Below are 17,989 nucleotides of genomic sequence, written 5' to 3' on the forward strand. Positions count from 1 at the left end.
CCGCCAGAGCGCCGCCAAACTCTTTGCCAAAGGAGAACACTGCCATGACTGAGCAAGCCATTGCGACCCGCTCGCGCGCCGGCGGCCGCCACGCCCGCCGCGCCCTGCGCACTGCGCCGAATTTTGAAATGCTGCCCGGCCTGACCCGCAATATCCCGCTGTGCGAAGTGATGGATGGCGCCCAGGTTGAGAAGATCGACAATGCGTCAATGGACATTCTGGAAAACGTCGGTGTCCAGTTCCGCGATCCCATCGCGTTGGAGGACTGGAAGCGTGCCGGTGCCAAGGTGGAGGGAGAGCTGGTCTATCTGGACCGCGGGCTGGTGCGTGAGCTGATCAAAACCATCCCCAGCGATTTCACCTATCACGCGCGCGATCCGAAAAAGAACCTGCGCCTGGGCGGCAAGCATTCGATGTTCATCCCGATGACCGGCGCGCCGTTCCTGCGCGATCTGGACGATGTGCGTCGCAATCCGATGCTGGAAGATCTGGCGATGTTCCATAAGCTGGCGCATATGATGCCGGCGATGCATTCCTCGGCGCATCACATCGTCGAACCCTATGATCACCCGATCAGCCAGCGGCATCTGCGCATCACCTATTCGTCGATGAAATACTCCGACAAAACGTTCATGGGCATGACCACCAGCCCCAAGAACGCCGAGGATGTGATCGACATGTGCGCGATCCTGTTTGGAGAGGATTTCATCGACAGCCACCCGGTGGTCACAGGCAATTGCAACGGCAACTCGCCTTTGGTCTGGGATGAGACCATGCTGGGCGCGATGCGCGCCTTCTGCCGCCGCAATCAGCCGGTTCTGTGCTCGCCGTTTGTGCTGGGCGGTGCCAATACGCCTGCCTCCGTCCCGGCAACCGTGGCGCAGCTGAATGCAGAGGCGCTGAGCGCGCTGGCCTATACGCAGGTCATCCGCAAAGGGGCGCCTGCGATCTATGGCCACTATCTGTCGACTGTCAGCATGAAATCCGGCGCGCCGATGGCGGGGACGCCGGAAATCAGCCTGATGAACTTTATGATCGGCCAGATGGCGCGGTTTTACGAGGTGCCGTGGCGCACCTCCAACACGCTGGGCGGCGCCAAAACGTTCGACGCGCAGGCGGGGTATGAATCTGCCAGCACTTTGTCAGCAGTCCTGCACGCCGGCGCCAATTACATCTGGCATTCTGCAGGCTGGAACGAGGCCGGCATGCATTGCTCGGTTGCCAAGTTCATCGTCGACGCCGAACAATGCGCGATGGCCTACCGGATGGCGGAGGGGCCGAAATGGCAGGACTTTGATCAGGCGCTGGCGGCGGTGCCGGATGTTGGCCCCGGCGGTCACTATCTGGGCCACCCGCATACCCAGGAGAACTTCCAACAGGCGTTCTTTATGCCAGAGATGTTCGACAACAACTCGATCGAGCAATGGCAGGCCGAGGGCAGCGTCGAGATCACCGAACGCGCGCTGACCCGCGCCAAAAAGCTGCTGGCCGAATACCAGGAGCCAAAACTGGATGAGGCCAAGAATGAGGCGCTGCTGGATTACATCGCCCGGCGCGAGCGCGAGATCCCAGCTGCGGATGAGCTGAACCAGAGCCACTGACTTTCCCCCGACTGGCCCGCCCTTCGATCCGGGCGGGCCGTTTTTTTAACACGGACGAAACATGAAAATCGCGGAAATCCATATCTACCAGCATGATCTGCCGGTGAAGAACGGTCCCTATACCATGGCCAATGCCAAAGTTTGGGCACTGGACACAACGCTGGTGAAACTGGTGGCGGACAACGGATTGGAAGGCTGGGGCGAAACCTGCCCGGTTGGGCCGACCTATGCCGAATCCCACGGCGACGGCGCCCGTGCGGCGCTTGCTGCGATGGCCAAGGGGCTGATCGGTGCCGAGGTTGCCCCGGTGACGCTCCACCGCCGCATGGACGGGCTGCTGAACGGTCATAATTACGCCAAAGCGGCAATCGACATCGCGGCGCATGACCTTTTGGGCAAGCATCTGGGCCTTGCGGTCTCGGCCCTGCTGGGCGGGGCGGCAACCGACCGGGTCCCGTCCTATTATGCCACCGGTGTCGGCGCCCCGGACGACATCGCGCGCCTGGCGGCAGAAAAACAGGCAGAGGGCTATCTGCGCTTGCAGATCAAAGTCGGCGGCCGCCCCGTGGAGATCGACATCGAAACCATTCGCAAGGTCTGGGAGCCCATCGGCCGGTCCGGCATGCGGCTGGCGGTGGATGGCAACCGCGGTTGGACCACCCGCGATGCGCTGCGCGTCAGCCGCGAGTGCCCGGACATTCCTTTTATCATGGAACAGCCCTGCAACACGCTGGAAGACCTGCAGAAAATCCGCCCGCAGATCGGCCACGGCATCTACATGGATGAAAACAGCACCAGCCTGAATACGGTAATCACTGCTGCAGGCACCGGGCTGGTGGATGGCTTCGGAATGAAGGTCACCCGCATTGGCGGGCTGCAGCCGATGCGCGCCTTTCGCGACATTTGCGAGGCCCGCAACCTGCCGCATACTTGTGACGACAGCTGGGGCGGTGACATTATCGCAGCGGCCTGCACCCATATCGGCGCCACGGTGAAACCGGAGCTTTTGGAGGGCGTCTGGCTGGCTGCCCCCTATATCGCGGGCAACTATGACGCGGAAAACGGCATCCGCATCGAAGACGGCCATATCGCGGTGCCGCAGGGTCCGGGCCTGGGCATCACCCCGGACGCAGGCCTGTTCGGCGCGCCGGTCGCGTCTTTCTGATTGGAGACAGGATTATGGATTTTCAGGGAAAATGCGCACTGGTCACCGGCGCGGCAGGCGGCATCGGTGCGGCCATTGTGCAGCGCCTACAGGCTGCAGGCGCCAGGGTGGCAGTTGCGGACCGCGACACCAGCGCTCTCAAGGCGGAGGCCCATCTGCCGGGCGACCTGCTGGACGCAGATTATGCAAACGCGCTGCCGCAGGCGGCCTTTGATGCCTTGGGTGGCCTTGACATCGTCATAAACAACGCGGGCGTCATCACTCGCGGCCCGGTGACCGATACCTCGGATGCGGACTGGGATCTGTCGATGGGGGTGAATGTCCAGGCGCCGTTCCGGATCTGCCGCGCCGCGATCCCGCTGATGGCACGGACCGGCGGCGGCGCCATTGTCAACACCGCCTCCTGTTGGGGCGGCAAGGCGCCGGGTCCGAACCATGCGCTGTATTGCATGACCAAGGCAGCAATAGCCTCGCTGACCCAATGCATGGGCATGGATCACGCCCATCAGGGTATCCGCATCAATGCGGTCTGCCCAAATGAGGTAAACACCCCGATGCTGCGCAGCGGGTTTGCAAAGCGCGGCTTTGACCCGGATACAGCTGTTGCCGAACTCGGCACGACGGTGCCTCTGGGGCGGATCGCAGAGCCCGATGACATTGCCGATGTGGTGATGTTCCTGGCCTCGGACGCGGCGCGCTACATGTGCGGCGCATTGGTCGAGGTCAATGGCGGGAAACCGGTGTCATGAGCCGGTTTGACGGCAAGGTTGCGCTGGTCACCGGCGGCCGCAGCGGCATCGGTCAGGCGGTTGCCCGCCGGCTGGCTGACGAGGGCGCCCGTGTCTTTACCGCGCAGCGCGGCGCGGACACGGAGTTTGAGGCAATCCCGGCGGATTTCACCAATCCGGACAGCCCCGCAGAGGTGGTGACTGAAACTGTCCGCAGGGCAGGGAGGCTGGACGTGCTGGTGAACAACGCCGGCATGATGCAGGAGGCCCGCGTCGAGGACATGTCCCCCGCGGACTGGCAGCGCAGCTTGACGGTGAACCTCACTGCACCTTTCCTGATGATCCGGGCGGCGCTGCCGCATCTGCGCAGGACCAAGGGCAATATCGTCAACACAGGCTCTATCGAAGGGCTGGGCAGCAATCCCGGCCACGCGGCCTATTGCGCCTCCAAGGCGGGGTTGCACGGCCTCACGCGCGCAGTTGCAGTTGATCACGGTCCCGAGGGCATCCGCTGCAATGCGGTGGCGCCGGGCTGGATCGATACGGAGCTGAACAATGATTTCATTGCCTCGATGCCCGACCCGGAGGCCTTCCGCCGGGACATCGGCCGCATTCACCCGGTGGCCCGCACCGGCAAGCCTGCGGAAGTGGCGGCATTGGTGGCGTTTCTGGCCTCCGAGGATGCGGGCTTCATCACCGGCCAGGTCTATACCGTCGATGGCGGCCGCATGGCCCAGCTGAGCCTGCCCTGACGCAGCGGACTGCGGCCCCTTGGCCATTCATCTTTCTGAAAATACTCCGGGGGAGGCCGCAGGCCGGGGGCAGCGCCCCCAACCCTTACTCTTTCCCGGATCGCCATTCCTTCCACATCAGGTAGGTATTGGCACCCAGCGAGGCAAAAGGCTCCGGCGGCAGCCTGGGCAGCTCCGGCTGCGCCAGAAAATGGCTGGCGATCTCCGAGCCGCCCTCAACAACCAGCTCTGCCGCGCCGATCCCTTGCAGGGTGCCGCGGGCGATCCCAAGACCGTTCTGGCAGCAGGCTGAATACACCCCCCGGTCCAGCTCGCCAAAAGCCGCCGCGCCGTTGCGGCTGAGGCAGAGCATGCCCGCCCAGCGATGTTCCATCCGCACGCCCTCCAGCTGCGGAAACCGCTCCGTGAACTTGCGGTCATGCACCCATCCGGCATTGCGCAGACGCATCTGGCTGGTCTCGATGGTGGGATGAAAACTGGAGCAGCTGCGGATCAGGATACGGTCGCCGTAAGAGCCTGAAATCCGCCGCACCGAAGTGCCCATCGGATTGGCGGGCGTCACTGACCAGCGGCTGGCGCCGCCCAGTCGCCTGATCTGCTCCGGCGTCAGTCGCTCGGTCATTGAGGCATAAAGGCAGATATGCATCAGGCGGCGCTGGTAAAAGCCAAAGCTTTCCAGATGGCCGTTGTTGGCAAGAATGATCCTGCCGGTGCTGATACGGCCCTTTGGGGTTGCGACCAACCAACCTGCGCCCTGTTTTTCGAAACCCGTTGCGGGGGTGTTTTCAAAGACGCTGATCTGCGCCGCCAGATGCGCCGACAGGGCGCGGATATAGCCTGCGGGCTGGATCATCACCGTGCCCGGCGCATAAAGGCCAGAGGTGTAATGCGCACTCCCGGTGCGGTCCTGCATCTCCTGCCGGTTCAGCAGCTGATGCGGCTCTCCCAACCGCAGCAGATGGGCGGCGAAATCGCGGTTGTGCCGGTCGCCCGCGCGGGTGGCCGCAGCGTTGATTTTGCCTGCGGGATCGAACATGTCCTGCGGCAGGGCGCAGTCCCCGGCCACTTCTGTGGCAAAGGATATCGCCCGGCGGTTCATGGCGATGGCGGCGCGGTCAGCCTCCAGCGCGTCGCCTGCATAATTGTCCGAGGCCAGATCATGCGGCAGGTCGATCATAAAGCCGGAATTGCGCCCGGCAGAGCTTTCGGCGAAGCGCCCGGCCTCCAGCAGGACCACTTTCAGCGACGGGTCCAGCTGGTGCAGGCGGCGGGCCGCTGACAATCCGGCAAATCCGCCGCCGATGATGGTCACATCGGCGGTCAGATCGCTTTCCAGCTCCGGCAGGGTGTCTTGCGGTGGCAGGATGGCATTCCATCCCGCAGCCCCAGTCTGCCGGGGCAGGCGTTTGGCAGCGTAGCGGCTCAATCCACAGCCTCGTCTGCGTCATCGGCCAGATCGATCCAGATGGTTTTCAGCTGGGTGTACTGGTCATGGGCGTGAACCGAGTTGTCGCGGCCGCCAAAGCCCGACTGCTTGTAGCCCCCGAAAGGCGTGGAGATGTCGCCTTCGCCAAAGCTGTTCACCGTCACCGTGCCCGCCCGGATGGCCCGCGCGCCGCGGATGGCGCGTTTGGCATTGGCGGTAAAGATCGAGGCGCAGAGACCGTAATCAGTGTCATTGGCGATCTGGATGGCTTCGTCGAAACCGGAAACCTCGATCACCGACAAGACGGGGCCAAAGATCTCTTCGCGCGCCAGTGCGGCGTCATTGCCGGGGACTTCGACGACAGTGGCTTCGACAAAGGCGCCGCCCTGCGCCTTGCCGCCCAGAACCACGTTATCTGCCTGCTCCAGATAACCGCAGACCTTGTCGAAATGCGCCTGGGACACCAGCGCGCCCATGCGGGTTTCGGGGTCCAGCGGGTCACCTATGTTCCAGGCTTTGGCGTGATGCGCGATGCGAGCGAGCAGCTCTGCCTTGACGTCCTTGTGCACGATCAGGCGCGAGGACGCCGAGCAGTTTTCGCCCATGTTCCAGAACGCACCGTTCACAATGTGCTGCGCCACGCGGTCCAGGTTCTCGGCGTCCTCCATGACGATGGCGGGGTTCTTGCCGCCCATCTCCAGCACCACTTCCTTGGCGTTGCTTTCGGCGGAATAGGTCAGGAACCGTTTGCCGGTCACGGTAGAGCCGGTGAAGGACACCATGTCGATGTCCATATGGCGGCCGATGGGTTCACCCACGTCGGCGCCACCGCCGGGTACGATGTTCAGCACACCGCGGGGCAGGCCTGCCTCCATTGCCAGTTCAGCCACGCGCAGCGCGGTCAGGGTGGTTTCGGCCGCTGGCTTCACCACCACGGAGCAGCCCGCCGCCAGTGCGGGGCCGATTTTCCAGGCCAGCATCAACAGCGGGAAGTTCCAGGGCAGCACCAGACCAACCACGCCGATGGGTTCGCGCACCACCATGGCGATGTGATCGTCCGACGCAGGTGAGACCTGATCATAGATCTTGTCGACCGCCTCGGCGTGCCATTTGATGCAGTGGATGGTTTCCGGCACGTCGACGGTTTCGCAGTCATAGATGGTCTTGCCGCTGTCGAGGCTCTCCATCACCGCCAGTTCGCGGGCGTTGCGGGTCATCAGTTTGCACAGGCGGATCAGCACATCCTTGCGCTCGGATGGGTGCAGGCGTGACCAGCGGCCGTCGTCAAAGGCTTCGCGTGCCTTTTCGACCGCGATGTCCACGTCTGCGGCGCCGCAAGAGGCGATATCCGCCAGTTTCTCGCCGGTGGCCGGGTTCACGGTCTCAAAGGTTTTGCCGGAGGTGGCTGGGCAGTATTTGCCGTCGATGAACGCGCCCGTGGGCAGGTCCAGATTGGCAGCAATGGATTTGTATTCGTCCTGAGTGAGCAAAGTCATGCCTTAACCCTCCGCTTCGATGTCAGCGATTTTCTGTTTCAGCACCCGCACGACCTGTTCCAGCGCGCGTTTGTCGTCCTTGTTCAGACCTTTCAGAGGCGGTCGCATGGCGCCTGCGGCGATGCCGTTCATGGTGACGCCATGTTTGATGGTCTGGATGAACTTGCCGCCCTGTTCCAAGACCCGCATCAGCGGCATCATCGCGGACATGATGCGGCGGCCTTTGGCAAAGTTGCCCTCCAGAACGCAAGCCTTATAGAGCGCGACGTGTTCGCGCGGCAGAAAGTTGGAGCCGCCGCAGACCCAGAAGGGCGCGCCCCAGGCAAAGAACTCCAGCGCCTGGTCGTCCATGCCGCAGCCCAGCTGGATATGCGGATAGTCGCGGGCCAAGAGATGTACGCGGTTGATATCGCCCGAGCTTTCCTTGATGCCGCAGAAATTGCGGGAGCGACCAACGCGGTCCAGAAACTCCTCGCCCATCATGGTGCCGGTGCGGTGCGGGTAGTTGTACAGCATCACCGGCAGATCGGCGGCCTTGTCGATGGCCAGCGCATTCAGCGCGTTTTCGCGGTCGGTCGGGACCGAATAGGGCGGTGAGGCCAAGAGGATCGCATCGGCGCCGATCTCTTTGGCGCCAGAGGCCAGCGCAATGGAATCGCCGGTCAGCATGGCGCCGGTGCCGACAACCAGCGGCAGGCGGCCTTTGAGCTGCGCATGGGTGAAACGGGCCAGTTCCAGCCGTTCCTCAACGGTCTGGGCATAGTTTTCGCCGGTCGAACCACCGGAGATCAGCCCGTGCACGCCGTTCGCAACCAGATATTCGATCACCTCGGCCTGGGCGTCCCAGTTGACGCTGCCGTCCTCGTGATAGGGCGTCACCACTGGGGTGTAGATCCCTTCAAATTTGAAAATTGGGGTCATCTGCGTCCTCATGCAGGGGGTGTTCGGGCGACAGAACCGAGCGGCAGGTCAAGCCCGGCGGGCATGACGAACAGTTCGATCTGATCGCGCGACAGGTTCCAGTGATCGATGGCCAGCTGACCCGCCTTTGCCTCATCCCCGGCCGCGATGGCGGCGATGATGGCGTCGTGCTGGGTGCTGGCTTCATCCAGGTTCTCCGCCATCCGGGCGTCCCGGGGGCGGTAAAAGGTCATGCCGATGCGGGCATGGTCAATCAGCAGGCGTTGAAAGGATGGCAGCAGATAGATGTTATCCGCCATTTCGCCGGTGATTTCGTGAAAGTGGTTATTGGCCATCGCCCGGTCGGCGCCAGAGCCGCTGCGCAGCGCAGCCCTGAAGGTCTCCTGCGCTTCTTTCAGCTGTGCAATTTGGGCAGAGGTTGCGTTCTTGGCGGCCAGCTGCAGCACTGCGCCATAGATCATCGGAGCGGCCAGGAAAAAATCGCGCAGGGTCATATGGGACATCTCGCTGACCCGCGCGCCGCGGTTTTCCCGGAGATCCACATAGCCTTCGCCCGCCAGCTGGCGCAGCACTTCGCGCAACGGCGTGCGAGAGAGCCCCGACTCTTCGGACAGTTTTGCCTCGTCCAGATCGGCGCCGGGGCGCAGTTCCAGCGTCATGATCGCGGTCTTGAGGCGGATGTACAGCTCTGTCTTGCGGTTTTTGGAGGTGTCTTTCATGGCATCTCTCCTGACACGCGAGCGGCGCGGGATTCTGTGGATTTTCGGCTCTATGGCATAAAAATACATATTGTGTACACAGAAAAAATGTGATGTGTGCAGTTTGCGGACGCTTTGCGCCGTGCAGCAGCTTGTAGTGACCGGGGCAGGGGGCCTAACCTGTCGGGACCGCAGGGCCGTGTTGCACAGGGCGGTCCTTCGCGGTTCTTGTCAGGCGGTCACCCCATGTCCAATACCCAGCATTTTGCCTTTCTTCTGGTCGAGGAATTCTCGCATCTCGCATTTTCCTGCGCAGTAGAGCCGTTGCGGATCGCCAATCTGGTCAGCGGTCAGGACCTCTATGACTGGTCGTTCGGATCGGAAAACGGCGCGACCGCGACCTGTTCAAACGGGTCGGTGACGCTGGTCCATTACGGGTTTGATGCAATCCCCAAATGCGACCGGCTGTTTGCCCTGTCTGGCATCCACATGCGCAACCATGTGACCAGGCCGCTGCTGGCCGCGCTGCGCCGGGAAAAGGCGCGCGGCGTTGCGGTGGGGGCGCTGTGTTCTGGTGCTTGGGTGCTGGCAGAGGCCGGATTTCTGAACGGCATGCAGGCGGCAATTCACTGGGAATACCACGATAGTTTCATGGAGGCCTTTCCAGAGGTGAATCTGGTGCGCAATGTGTTTGTGGCCGATGAAAAACACGTGACAGCATCGGGTGGCACCGCCACGGCGGACCTGATGCTGCATCTGATTGAACGGGATCATGGATATGACCTTGCCGTCGCGGTGGCGGATCAGATGGTCTATAACGCGGTGCGCAATGCGACGGCTGAACAGAAGGTCTCGCTGCAGTCCCGCAATGGCATGCGCAATAGCCATCTGGCCCGGGCGATCCAGATGATGCACGACCATATCAGCGATCCCATTTCCCCTGCGCTGATTGCCGAGGAAATCGGAATTTCCACCCGCCAGCTGGAGCGGCTGTTCGGCAAATACCTGAACACCTCCCCCAAGAAGTATTCGATGGAGATGCGGCTGGAGCGCGCCCGCAATCTGCTGATCCAGACCGAGGCATCGGTGACCGATGTGGCGCTGTCCTGTGGTTTTGACAGTCCCGGCCATTTCTCGCGGGTGTACAAGGCGGCCTTTAATGTAACGCCGATGCTGCAACGGAGCCGGATTGATTGAGGCAGCCGACAAAACCGGGGCTGGCATTCAAAGGCGCATTTCCCATATTGAAATGAAACGCCCTCAGCCGAGCTATATGCCAGGAGCCGCAGATGTCCCGCCGCCATTACAACCTGCCGCCCCTGACCACGCTGGCGGCCTTTGAGGCCGCGGCCCGGCACCTGAGTTTCAAGAATGCCGCGCAGGAGCTGTCGGTGACCCCCGGCGCAGTTAGCCATCAGGTGAAGGCGCTGGAGGCAGAGCTGCAGGCGCCGCTGTTTCAGCGCAAACACCGCGGGGTCGAGCTGACAGAAGAGGGCGAAGCGCTGTTTGAAACCCTGGCCTCGTCGTTTTCCAAGATCTCGCTCAGCCTGAAGACCATCCGCGACCGTCAGGCCGGGGATACTGTCACCATCGGGTCAACTTCGGCGGTGGCCTCGTTGTGGCTGTCGCCGTCGGTGGTGCGGTTCTGGCGCCAGAACCCGGATGTGAACGTCAACCAGATCGTCAATGACCGGCAGTTCCGCAGCATGCCGGATGTGGATTTCTACGTCCGCTACGGGCGTGAACGGGACACGCGACTGGAACAGACGGAACTGTACCGCGATCATCTGGTGCCTGTCGCAAACGCGGAACTGGCCGAACGGCTCACCGGTTGTCCGCTGGAGGAGCTGGCGCAGCAGCGGCTGCTGCATCTGGAATCCGACGACAAAAGCTGGACCACCTGGGCCGATTGGTTTGCCCAGCTTGGCTACGGCGGTCCCATCGCAGCTGGTGTGCGGGTCAACAACTATGCGGTTGCCCTGCAGGCGGCGCAGGACGGGGTCGGGCTGGTGCTGGGCTGGCAGCGGCTGCTGCACCCTTTGCTGGCCTCTGGCCAACTGGTGCCGATCGGCCCGCATGTGCTGACGGCGCCGCATGGGTTCCATCTGGTGGGCCGCCCGGATACGGAGCTGTCGGAATCCGCCCGATTGCTCCGCAATTGGGTGATTGACGAGGTCAGTCGAGGCTCGGGTGAATCCAGCTAAGCCAAAGGCGAAAATTCCTGATATTGAGTGAATCGGCTGTCTCCATTCTATGGCGCACAACGCGCACATCTTTTCCCAGCATTGGAGAGACCCAGATGAACAAGCATGACACGCTTGCCCCGGTGATGGCTCCGGTCAATGTGGCCAACGGGCTGCCGAACGCCCATTACATCGACCCCACCGTCTTTGCCGAAGAAAAACGATCGGTGTTGTTTGCCAATTGGTCCGGCATCGGCTTTGGCAAGGATGTGCCGGAGCCGGGCTATGCGAAACCGGTGGATTTTCTGGGCATGCCGCTGTTGATCGTGCGTGACACCGACGGTGCCGTCGGCGTGTTTCAGAACACCTGCCGCCACCGCGGCATGATCCTGGTGGACAAGCCCGGCAAGATCCGCGGCGCGATCCGCTGCCCCTATCACAGCTGGTGCTATGGCCTGAACGGCCGTCTGGTCTCGACCCCGCATGTGGGCGGCCCCGGCAACAACAAGCATGAAGACATCAAGCTGGACGAGCTGGGCCTGGTGCGCATCCGCTCCTATGTCTGGCGCGACGTGGTGTTTGTGAATGTGGACGGCACAGCGCCGGAGTTCGAAGAGGTCCATGCCGACCTGCTGCAGCGCTGGAAGGAATTCGAAACCCCGGTGCATCACGGCGGCGAAAGTTCTGGTTTCACGCTGGAAGTGAAGACCAACTGGAAACTGGCGGTCGAAAACTACTGCGAAAGCTACCACCTGCCCTGGGTGCATCCGGGGCTCAACAGCTATTCCCGTCTGGAAGACCATTACAACATCGAAGTGCCGGGCCACTACTCTGGCCAGGGGACTTTGGTCTATCGCCAGCTGAAGGGCGAAGACGGCCAGCTGTTCCCGGATTTCGACGGGCTTTCCAGCAAATGGGACGAGGGCGGCGAATATGTGGCTGTTTACCCGAACGTTCTGCTGGGTGTGCAGCGCGACCATGCGTTTGCGATCATTCTGGAGCCGGTCGATACCGAAAACACTGTCGAGCATATCGAGCTGTATTACGCCAAGTCGACCGAAGAAACGCCAGAGCTGGACAACTTGCGCACCGAGAACGCCAAACTGTGGAAGACCGTGTTCGAGGAAGACGTCTTTGTCGTCGAGGGCATGCAGAAGGGCCGCCACGGTGAGCTGTTCGACGGTGGCCGGTTCTCTCCGGCGATGGACGGGCCGACCCATAATTTCCACGCCTGGGTGGCCGATCAGGTGACCAAGGGACGCGCAGCATGAGCGCCTTTCTGAAGGACGGGCTGGCCAGGAATTTCCTGGCCGGTGCCTGGGTGGAAGGCGACGGCGGCGCACGTCTGGCTGTTGAAGATCCGGGCAATGGTGACCATGTGGCCGATTGCGCGCTGGCGGGCGAAGAGACCCTGGCCAAGGCGTTGGAGGCGGCCCGAGCAAGTTTCGAGCGCGGCGATCTGGCGGCCATGAAACCTGCCAACCGCGGCCAGCTGATGCAGCGCATCGCAGCAGAGATCCGCGGCATTGCCGACGAAGGCGCACAGCTGCTGTGCCGCGAAAGCGGCAAGAGTCTGAGTGCGGCGCATGATGAATTCGAAGAAGCCGCGCAGTATTTCGAATACTACGGCGGCATGGCCGACAAGATCGAAGGCAAATCGATCCCGCTCGGCCCGGATTATGCTGACTACACGGTATATGAGCCCTACGGTGTCTCTGCCCAGATCGTGCCGTGGAATTTCCCGGTGTCGATTGCCGCGCGCTCTCTTGCGCCGGCCATGGCGGCGGGCAATTCGGTGATCATCAAATCCCCGGAGCTGGACCCGATGGCGCTGGCGATGCTGGGCGTGGCGCTGGAACGCGCTGAGGTGCCCGCCGGGGCAGTCTCGATCCTGAACGGCATCGGCGCCGAACTGGGCGCGCGGCTGGTGGAAAGCGCTGCGGTGGATCAGATCGTTTTTACCGGTTCGGTTCCCACTGGCCAGGCCATTCTGCGTGCGGCGGCCAATCCGGTGACGCCTGCGCTGATGGAACTGGGCGGCAAATCCGCAGCGGTGGCGTTTGAGGACGCCAATCTGGACACGCTGATGTCTTCTCTGCAAAGCGGTATCTTCTACAACGCCGGTCAGGTTTGCTCTGCCATGTCACGGGTGCTGGTTCACCGCTCAATCTATGACGAGGCGGTGGAACGCGCCGCTGCGCTGGCAAACGGTCTTAGCGTTGGTCACGGGCTGGAAAACCCCGGCCTGACCCCGGTGATCTCGGCTCGTCAGCTGGACGGGATCGAAACCCTGACCGCCACCGCCCGCCAAAGCGGCGCACGGGCGGCCTCGGGTGGTGCCCGGCTGGAGCGGGAGGGCTACTTTATGGCGCCGACCATTCTGGCGGATGTGGACCCGTCTGCCCGGGTGGCGCAGGAAGAGATTTTCGGCCCTGTCACCTGCTTCACGCCCTTTGACACCGAAGCCGAGGCAATCGCCATGGCCAATGGCACCGAGTTCGGGCTGGTTGCAGGTGTCTTTACCCGCGATCTGGCACGGGCGCACCGGGCGGCGCACCGTCTGCGCGCCGGGCAGGTGTTTGTGAACGAATGGTTTGCGGGCGGTATCTCGACGCCGTTCGGCGGCGTTGGCAAATCCGGGTTTGGCCGCGAGAAGGGCTTGGAGGCGCTGTATAATTACGTGCGCACCAAGAACATCGCAATCTCGTTGAAGGGGTGACGGGTGGAGCGCGCAGACCTCGACCGAGCGCTGCTGCAGGCGCATGAAGACAACGACAGCGCAGAGCTGGTCCGGCTATACACGCTGGCCGGTGATCAGGCAGAGGCTGCGGCCAGCATCGATGCGGCCTGTTTTTACCTGACGCATGCCTTTGTTTTTGCGCTGGAGGCCGGGATGCCGGAGGCAAAGGTGCTGAACCGCCGCCTGGCGGAGCGCGGCCGCGCGCATCCGCTGGAGCTGTGATACAAGTCTCAGGCCGGTGGCCCCGCAGGGGTATCGGCCTGTTTTGGCCGGCAGGGGAGGGCCGGCCAATCTGATTTCAAACGAGGAGAAACGGGCATGATTCCGGAAAAAATGTCGGCGGTTCTGCTGACCGGCCATGGCGGCATCGACAAGCTGGAGTACCGCACCGACGCGCCGGTGCCGCAGCCCGCTCCCGGCGAGGTGCTGATCCGCGTCGCGGCGGCCGGCATCAACAATACCGACATCAACACCCGTATCGGCTGGTATTCCAAGGCGGTGGATGCCGACACCAACGCGGGCGGTGCCACGGGTTTTGACAGTGTCGACGATGATGACGCCAGCTGGTCCGGCAAGCCGCTGGCGTTTCCGCGCATTCAGGGCGCGGATGCCTGCGGCCATATCGCTGCGGTGGGGCAGGGCGTTGACGCGTCGCGCATCGGCGAGCGGGTTTTGGTGCGCAATATGCTGCGGACCTATGTGGACTACCGCCCTTATGAATGCTGGACCTTCGGCAGCGAATGCGATGGCGGCTTTGCCCAGTTCGCAGTGGCGCCTGCGCGCGAAACCCATGCGGTGACCTGCGACTGGTCCGATGCGGAACTCGCCTCGATCCCCTGCGCCTATTCCACTGCGGAAAACATGCTGCACCGGGTTGGGCTGGGCGCAGAGACGGTGCTGATCTCCGGCGCGTCCGGCGGCGTTGGCTCTGCCGCTGTGCAGCTGGCCAAACGCCGCGGTGCCACGGTGATTGCGCTGTCCTCTGCCGCCAAGGCCGATGAGGTTCTGGCGCTTGGGGCCGACCGCGTCGTCGACCGAAATGCCGACTTGCGCGCGGAACTGGGCGAAGGTTCCGTCGACGTGGTGGTTGATCTGGTGGCTGGGCCGCAATGGCCGTCGTTCCTGGACGTGCTGCGCCGGGGCGGACGTTACACCACCGCAGGCGCCATCGCCGGGCCGATTTCCGAGATCGACGTGCGCACGCTATACCTCAAGGATCTGACCCTGATGGGCTGCACCTTCCAGGAGGATGAGGTGTTCGCCAATCTGATCTCTTACATTGAGGCGGGGGAAATCCGCCCGCTGGTGGCCAAGACCTATCCGCTGTCAGAGATCGCCACCGCTCAGGAGGATTTCCTGAGCAAGAAGCACACCGGCAAGCTGGTGCTGATGATCCCTGAGGTCACGTCATGAAGATCAAGAAGATTGAACTGTACCAGCTGGACCTGCCGTATTCCGGCGGCGTTTACATGCTGTCGGGCGGGCGGGAATACCGCAGCTTTGATGCGACTTTTGTGCGCGTCACCACTGATAGCGGGCTGGAAGGCTGGGGTGAGAGCACGCCGTTCGGTTCCACCTATATTGCCGCGCATGCGTTGGGGGTCCGCGCCGGGATTGCCGAGATCGCGCCCTATCTGCTGGGCCGCGACCCGCGCCAGATGGACCGTATCAACGACGCGATGGATGAGGCGCTGCTGGGCCACAATCATGCCAAATCGGCAATTGATCTGGCCTGCTGGGATCTGTTCGGCAAATCGGTGAACATGCCGGTCTGCGAGCTGCTGGGCGGGTCAACCGGCACACGCCTGCCGGTGATTTCCTCGATCTATGCAGGCAGCCCCGAAGACATGCGTGCCCGCGTGGCGCAGCACCGCGAGATGGGCTATCTGGGCCATTCGGTCAAGATCGGTGCCCTTGACGGCGAAGGTGGCCCGGCGCTGGACGCCGAGCGCATCCGCGCGTCCCTTGCAGACCGGCAGCCGGGCGAGTTCTTTCTGGTTGATGCCAATGGCGGGCTGACGCCCGAAACCGCGTTGCGGATGCTGCGGATGCTGCCCGAGGGGCTGGATTTTGTGCTGGAGGCGCCTTGCCGGACCTGGCGCGAGACCATGTCGCTGCGCCAGCGTTGCAATGTGCCGATCATCCTGGATGAGCTGGTCCAGCAGGATGAGGACATCGCCCTGATGCTGGCAGAGGACGTGGCCGACGGTATAGGGCTCAAGATCTCCAAGGCGGGCGGGCTGACCCATGGCCGGCGGCACCGGGACATGTGCCTGGCGGCGGGTGCCACGGTCAGCGTGCAGGACACGGTCGGCTCTGTGGTGGCGTTTTCCGCCATCGCGCATCTGGGCGCGACGGTGCCGGAACGGTCGTTGCGCTGCATTCTGGATTGCCGCGATATGGTGACGTTGAAAACCGCAGAGTTCGACGCAGCCGTCAAAGACGGCGGCGTTCTGGTGCCAGATGCGCCGGGTCTGGGGATCACCGTGGACCGTGATCTGATGGGGGCGCCACAGGCCGTTTGGGACGCGTAAGGAACCGCAAAATCCGAATCCGGCGCGAATCATATCTTTGATGCCGCGAAAGTTAGCGCCATCAGGCTGGGCGGCTCTGGCAGAAGTTGTTTTTCCGCGGCGTCTTATCCACAGCGCCCCTGCGCGCCTGCCGTTTCGGCAGGCCGCATCTGTCGTATTGACGGTCCCTAAGACGGCATTCTGGCCCAGAAGCTGCGATCACGCAGGAATTTACCCGGCAAGCGGGGAGCCGGGCTTGCCATTCGGTGGTAAATTTGATTCGAGTGCGCCGGATCAATCAGGGCCGGACCCGGCTGGAAATGAGACAAAAGCGACCGCGAACTTGCGTTTTCTTTGTCTCTGCCGCCGGAAACAGATAAGTACCGCCACGGGAATCGGCCTCACAAGGACGTAGCGCAAATATGAAGACATTTAACTTGAGGAAGGGGCTGGATCTGCCGGTGACAGGCGCGCCGGAACAGGTCATTCACCCCGGTCCGACCATCGCCTCGGTGGCGGTGCTGGGCCCCGACTATCTGGGTTTGAAACCCCGTATGCTGGTGCAGGAAGGCGAGGAGGTTCAGCGCGGAACCCCGCTGTTCTGCAACAAGGATGCGGAAGAGGCGATGATGGTGGCGCCGGCGACTGGCAAAGTCGTGGCAATCAACCGCGGCGCCCGCCGGGTTCTGGAAAGCGTGGTGATTGCGGTTTCCGATGCGGAAGATACCGGCATCGACTTCTCTGCGACGGGCAATTCGGACACTGCCGAAGGGCTGACAGAGAAACTATGTGCGGCGGGTCTCTGGACCTCCTTCCGCACCCGTCCCTATTCCAAGATGCCGGTACCGGGCTCCAAGCCGGGCGCGATCTTTGTGACCGCGATCGATTCCGAGCCATTGGCCGCGGATGCCGCGCTGGTCATCAATGACGCAGGTGAGGCGTTTGCGGCGGGCCTGAAGGCGCTGACACTGCTGACCGAAGGCACCACCTATCTGTGTCAGAAAACAGGCGACAGCATTCCGGGCGGCGATATTGCCGGTGTTGAAGCTGCCGCATTCTCCGGTCCGCATCCTTCGGGGCTGGCCGGTACCCATATCCACTTCCTGAACCCGGTGCGTGCCGAAGATCAGGTCTGGACGATTTCCTATCAGGACGTGATCGCCATCGGCCGCCTGCTGCAGACCGGACATCTGGATCCTTCTGTGGTGGTTGCCATTGCCGGTCCCGCCGCAAGCAACCCCCGTCTGGTGCGCACAGTCGCTGGCGCCTCCACGGATGAGCTGACCCGCGGCGAGATTGCTGCGGACGGTCCGGTGCGGGTGATCTCCGGGTCTATCCTGTCGGGCCGTCAGGCGGCAGGTTCGCTGGCGTTCCTTGGCCGTTTTGCCCGCCAGATTGCCCTCATCGAGGAAGATCGCAAGCAGATCCCGCTGGGCTGGATACGCCCGATGGGCAGCAAATATGCGGTGCAGCCGGTGCTGGGCTCGGCCCTGACCCGCAAGCTGTTCGGCCTGACCAGCAACCTGAACGGTGGCCGCCGGGCGATGGTGCCCACCGGCACCTTTGAGCAGCTGATGCCGCAGGACTACCTGCCGACGCAATTGCTGCGGGCGCTTTTGGTGATGGACACCGATACCGCACAAGCGCTGGGTGCGATGGAGCTGGACGAAGAGGACATGGGCCTCGTCGGTTTTGCCTGCCCCGCCAAATATGAATACGGGCAAGCGCTGCGCGACTGCCTGGCCAAGATTGAAAAGGAGGGCTGA

General features: G+C 62.8%; 16 protein-coding genes. 12 read left to right on the forward strand and 4 right to left on the reverse strand.

Features of this window, described 5'->3' with window-relative positions:
• The first annotated feature begins 44 nt into the window (after positions 1–44).
• The 4 genes from ACP151_RS07095 (at position 45) to ACP151_RS07110 (ending at position 4,246) form a co-directional block, all read left to right on the forward strand.
• Entirely contained in the window at positions 45–1,601 is a 1,557-nt protein-coding gene (locus ACP151_RS07095; RefSeq protein ID WP_424978179.1) for a trimethylamine methyltransferase family protein, read from the forward strand.
• Between the two features lie 61 nt (positions 1,602–1,662).
• On the forward strand, positions 1,663–2,766 hold the full coding sequence (locus ACP151_RS07100; protein ID WP_424978180.1) for a mandelate racemase/muconate lactonizing enzyme family protein: 1,104 nt from the start codon (positions 1,663–1,665) through the stop codon (positions 2,764–2,766).
• A 14-nt stretch (positions 2,767–2,780) separates the two neighbouring features.
• Positions 2,781–3,515, forward strand: a complete 735-nt coding sequence (locus ACP151_RS07105; RefSeq protein ID WP_424978181.1) for an SDR family NAD(P)-dependent oxidoreductase — start codon at positions 2,781–2,783, stop codon at positions 3,513–3,515.
• Positions 3,512–4,246 carry an SDR family NAD(P)-dependent oxidoreductase gene (locus ACP151_RS07110; protein ID WP_424978182.1) on the forward strand — a complete coding sequence of 245 codons (735 nt, stop codon included), beginning with the start codon at positions 3,512–3,514 and terminating at the stop codon, positions 4,244–4,246. Before ACP151_RS07105 ends, ACP151_RS07110 begins: the two co-directional genes overlap by 4 nt.
• 85 nt (positions 4,247–4,331) lie before the next feature.
• Here ACP151_RS07110 and ACP151_RS07115 read toward each other — a convergent pair whose 3' ends face one another.
• Genes ACP151_RS07115 through ACP151_RS07130 form a run of 4 tightly spaced genes read right to left on the reverse strand, consistent with a single transcriptional unit; the run spans position 4,332 to position 8,808 of the window.
• Positions 4,332–5,672 carry an NAD(P)/FAD-dependent oxidoreductase gene (locus ACP151_RS07115; RefSeq protein WP_424978183.1) on the reverse strand — a complete coding sequence of 447 codons (1,341 nt, stop codon included), beginning with the start codon at positions 5,670–5,672 and terminating at the stop codon, positions 4,332–4,334.
• Positions 5,669–7,168, reverse strand: coding sequence for an aldehyde dehydrogenase (locus tag ACP151_RS07120; protein WP_424978184.1), 1,500 nt, complete (start codon positions 7,166–7,168; stop codon positions 5,669–5,671). Before ACP151_RS07120 ends, ACP151_RS07115 begins: the two co-directional genes overlap by 4 nt.
• Before the next feature lie 3 nt (positions 7,169–7,171).
• Positions 7,172–8,089: a dihydrodipicolinate synthase family protein gene (locus tag ACP151_RS07125; RefSeq protein WP_424978185.1), complete on the reverse strand. Its 918-nt coding sequence runs from the start codon at positions 8,087–8,089 to the stop codon at positions 7,172–7,174.
• An 8-nt stretch (positions 8,090–8,097) separates the two neighbouring features.
• Complete coding sequence (locus ACP151_RS07130) at positions 8,098–8,808, reverse strand: GntR family transcriptional regulator (RefSeq protein WP_424978186.1); 711 nt, start codon at positions 8,806–8,808, stop codon at positions 8,098–8,100.
• 225 nt (positions 8,809–9,033) lie between these two features.
• Between ACP151_RS07130 and ACP151_RS07135 the strand changes: the two genes are divergently transcribed.
• The 8 genes from ACP151_RS07135 (at position 9,034) to ACP151_RS07170 (ending at position 17,989) form a co-directional block, all read left to right on the forward strand.
• Positions 9,034–9,984, forward strand: coding sequence for a GlxA family transcriptional regulator (locus ACP151_RS07135; protein ID WP_424978187.1), 951 nt, complete (start codon positions 9,034–9,036; stop codon positions 9,982–9,984).
• A 92-nt stretch (positions 9,985–10,076) separates the two neighbouring features.
• Positions 10,077–10,991, forward strand: coding sequence for a LysR substrate-binding domain-containing protein (locus ACP151_RS07140; RefSeq protein ID WP_424978189.1), 915 nt, complete (start codon positions 10,077–10,079; stop codon positions 10,989–10,991).
• Positions 10,992–11,086: 95 nt separating this feature from the next.
• Positions 11,087–12,241, forward strand: a complete 1,155-nt coding sequence (locus ACP151_RS07145) for an aromatic ring-hydroxylating oxygenase subunit alpha (RefSeq protein ID WP_424978190.1) — start codon at positions 11,087–11,089, stop codon at positions 12,239–12,241.
• The gene (locus ACP151_RS07150) at positions 12,238–13,689 is read left to right on the forward strand and encodes an aldehyde dehydrogenase family protein (protein WP_424978191.1); all 1,452 of its coding nucleotides are present in this window, start codon (positions 12,238–12,240) and stop codon (positions 13,687–13,689) included. The genes ACP151_RS07145 and ACP151_RS07150 overlap by 4 nt, the downstream gene beginning before the upstream one ends.
• Before the next feature lie 3 nt (positions 13,690–13,692).
• Positions 13,693–13,932 carry a hypothetical protein gene (locus tag ACP151_RS07155; protein WP_424978192.1) on the forward strand — a complete coding sequence of 80 codons (240 nt, stop codon included), beginning with the start codon at positions 13,693–13,695 and terminating at the stop codon, positions 13,930–13,932.
• A 96-nt stretch (positions 13,933–14,028) separates the two neighbouring features.
• Positions 14,029–15,123 carry an alcohol dehydrogenase family protein gene (locus tag ACP151_RS07160; RefSeq protein ID WP_424978193.1) on the forward strand — a complete coding sequence of 365 codons (1,095 nt, stop codon included), beginning with the start codon at positions 14,029–14,031 and terminating at the stop codon, positions 15,121–15,123.
• Positions 15,120–16,244 (forward strand): mandelate racemase/muconate lactonizing enzyme family protein, encoded by a 1,125-nt coding sequence (locus ACP151_RS07165; protein WP_424978194.1) that lies wholly within the window; start codon positions 15,120–15,122, stop codon positions 16,242–16,244. Before ACP151_RS07160 ends, ACP151_RS07165 begins: the two co-directional genes overlap by 4 nt.
• A gap of 401 nt (positions 16,245–16,645) precedes the next feature.
• Entirely contained in the window at positions 16,646–17,989 is a 1,344-nt protein-coding gene (locus tag ACP151_RS07170) for a Na(+)-translocating NADH-quinone reductase subunit A (protein WP_424978195.1), read from the forward strand.

This window comes from Leisingera sp. S232 (assembly GCF_049800895.1).
Classification (GTDB): Bacteria; Pseudomonadota; Alphaproteobacteria; order Rhodobacterales; family Rhodobacteraceae; genus Leisingera.

What these genes read in the sequence shown, in the direction of transcription:
- ACP151_RS07145 (WP_424978190.1), top strand. Translation starts at nt 11,087, where the DNA reads ATGAACAAGCATGACACGCTTGCCCCGGTGATGGCTCCGGTCAATGTG.
- ACP151_RS07150 (WP_424978191.1), top strand. Translation starts at nt 12,238, where the DNA reads ATGAGCGCCTTTCTGAAGGACGGGCTGGCCAGGAATTTCCTGGCCGGT.
- ACP151_RS07135 (WP_424978187.1), top strand. Translation starts at nt 9,034, where the DNA reads ATGTCCAATACCCAGCATTTTGCCTTTCTTCTGGTCGAGGAATTCTCG.
- ACP151_RS07160 (WP_424978193.1), top strand. Translation starts at nt 14,029, where the DNA reads ATGATTCCGGAAAAAATGTCGGCGGTTCTGCTGACCGGCCATGGCGGC.
- ACP151_RS07130 (WP_424978186.1), bottom strand. Translation starts at nt 8,808, where the DNA reads ATGAAAGACACCTCCAAAAACCGCAAGACAGAGCTGTACATCCGCCTC.
- ACP151_RS07140 (WP_424978189.1), top strand. Translation starts at nt 10,077, where the DNA reads ATGTCCCGCCGCCATTACAACCTGCCGCCCCTGACCACGCTGGCGGCC.
- ACP151_RS07095 (WP_424978179.1), top strand. Translation starts at nt 45, where the DNA reads ATGACTGAGCAAGCCATTGCGACCCGCTCGCGCGCCGGCGGCCGCCAC.
- ACP151_RS07105 (WP_424978181.1), top strand. Translation starts at nt 2,781, where the DNA reads ATGGATTTTCAGGGAAAATGCGCACTGGTCACCGGCGCGGCAGGCGGC.
- ACP151_RS07110 (WP_424978182.1), top strand. Translation starts at nt 3,512, where the DNA reads ATGAGCCGGTTTGACGGCAAGGTTGCGCTGGTCACCGGCGGCCGCAGC.
- ACP151_RS07100 (WP_424978180.1), top strand. Translation starts at nt 1,663, where the DNA reads ATGAAAATCGCGGAAATCCATATCTACCAGCATGATCTGCCGGTGAAG.
- ACP151_RS07125 (WP_424978185.1), bottom strand. Translation starts at nt 8,089, where the DNA reads ATGACCCCAATTTTCAAATTTGAAGGGATCTACACCCCAGTGGTGACG.
- ACP151_RS07165 (WP_424978194.1), top strand. Translation starts at nt 15,120, where the DNA reads ATGAAGATCAAGAAGATTGAACTGTACCAGCTGGACCTGCCGTATTCC.
- ACP151_RS07170 (WP_424978195.1), top strand. Translation starts at nt 16,646, where the DNA reads ATGAAGACATTTAACTTGAGGAAGGGGCTGGATCTGCCGGTGACAGGC.
- ACP151_RS07120 (WP_424978184.1), bottom strand. Translation starts at nt 7,168, where the DNA reads ATGACTTTGCTCACTCAGGACGAATACAAATCCATTGCTGCCAATCTG.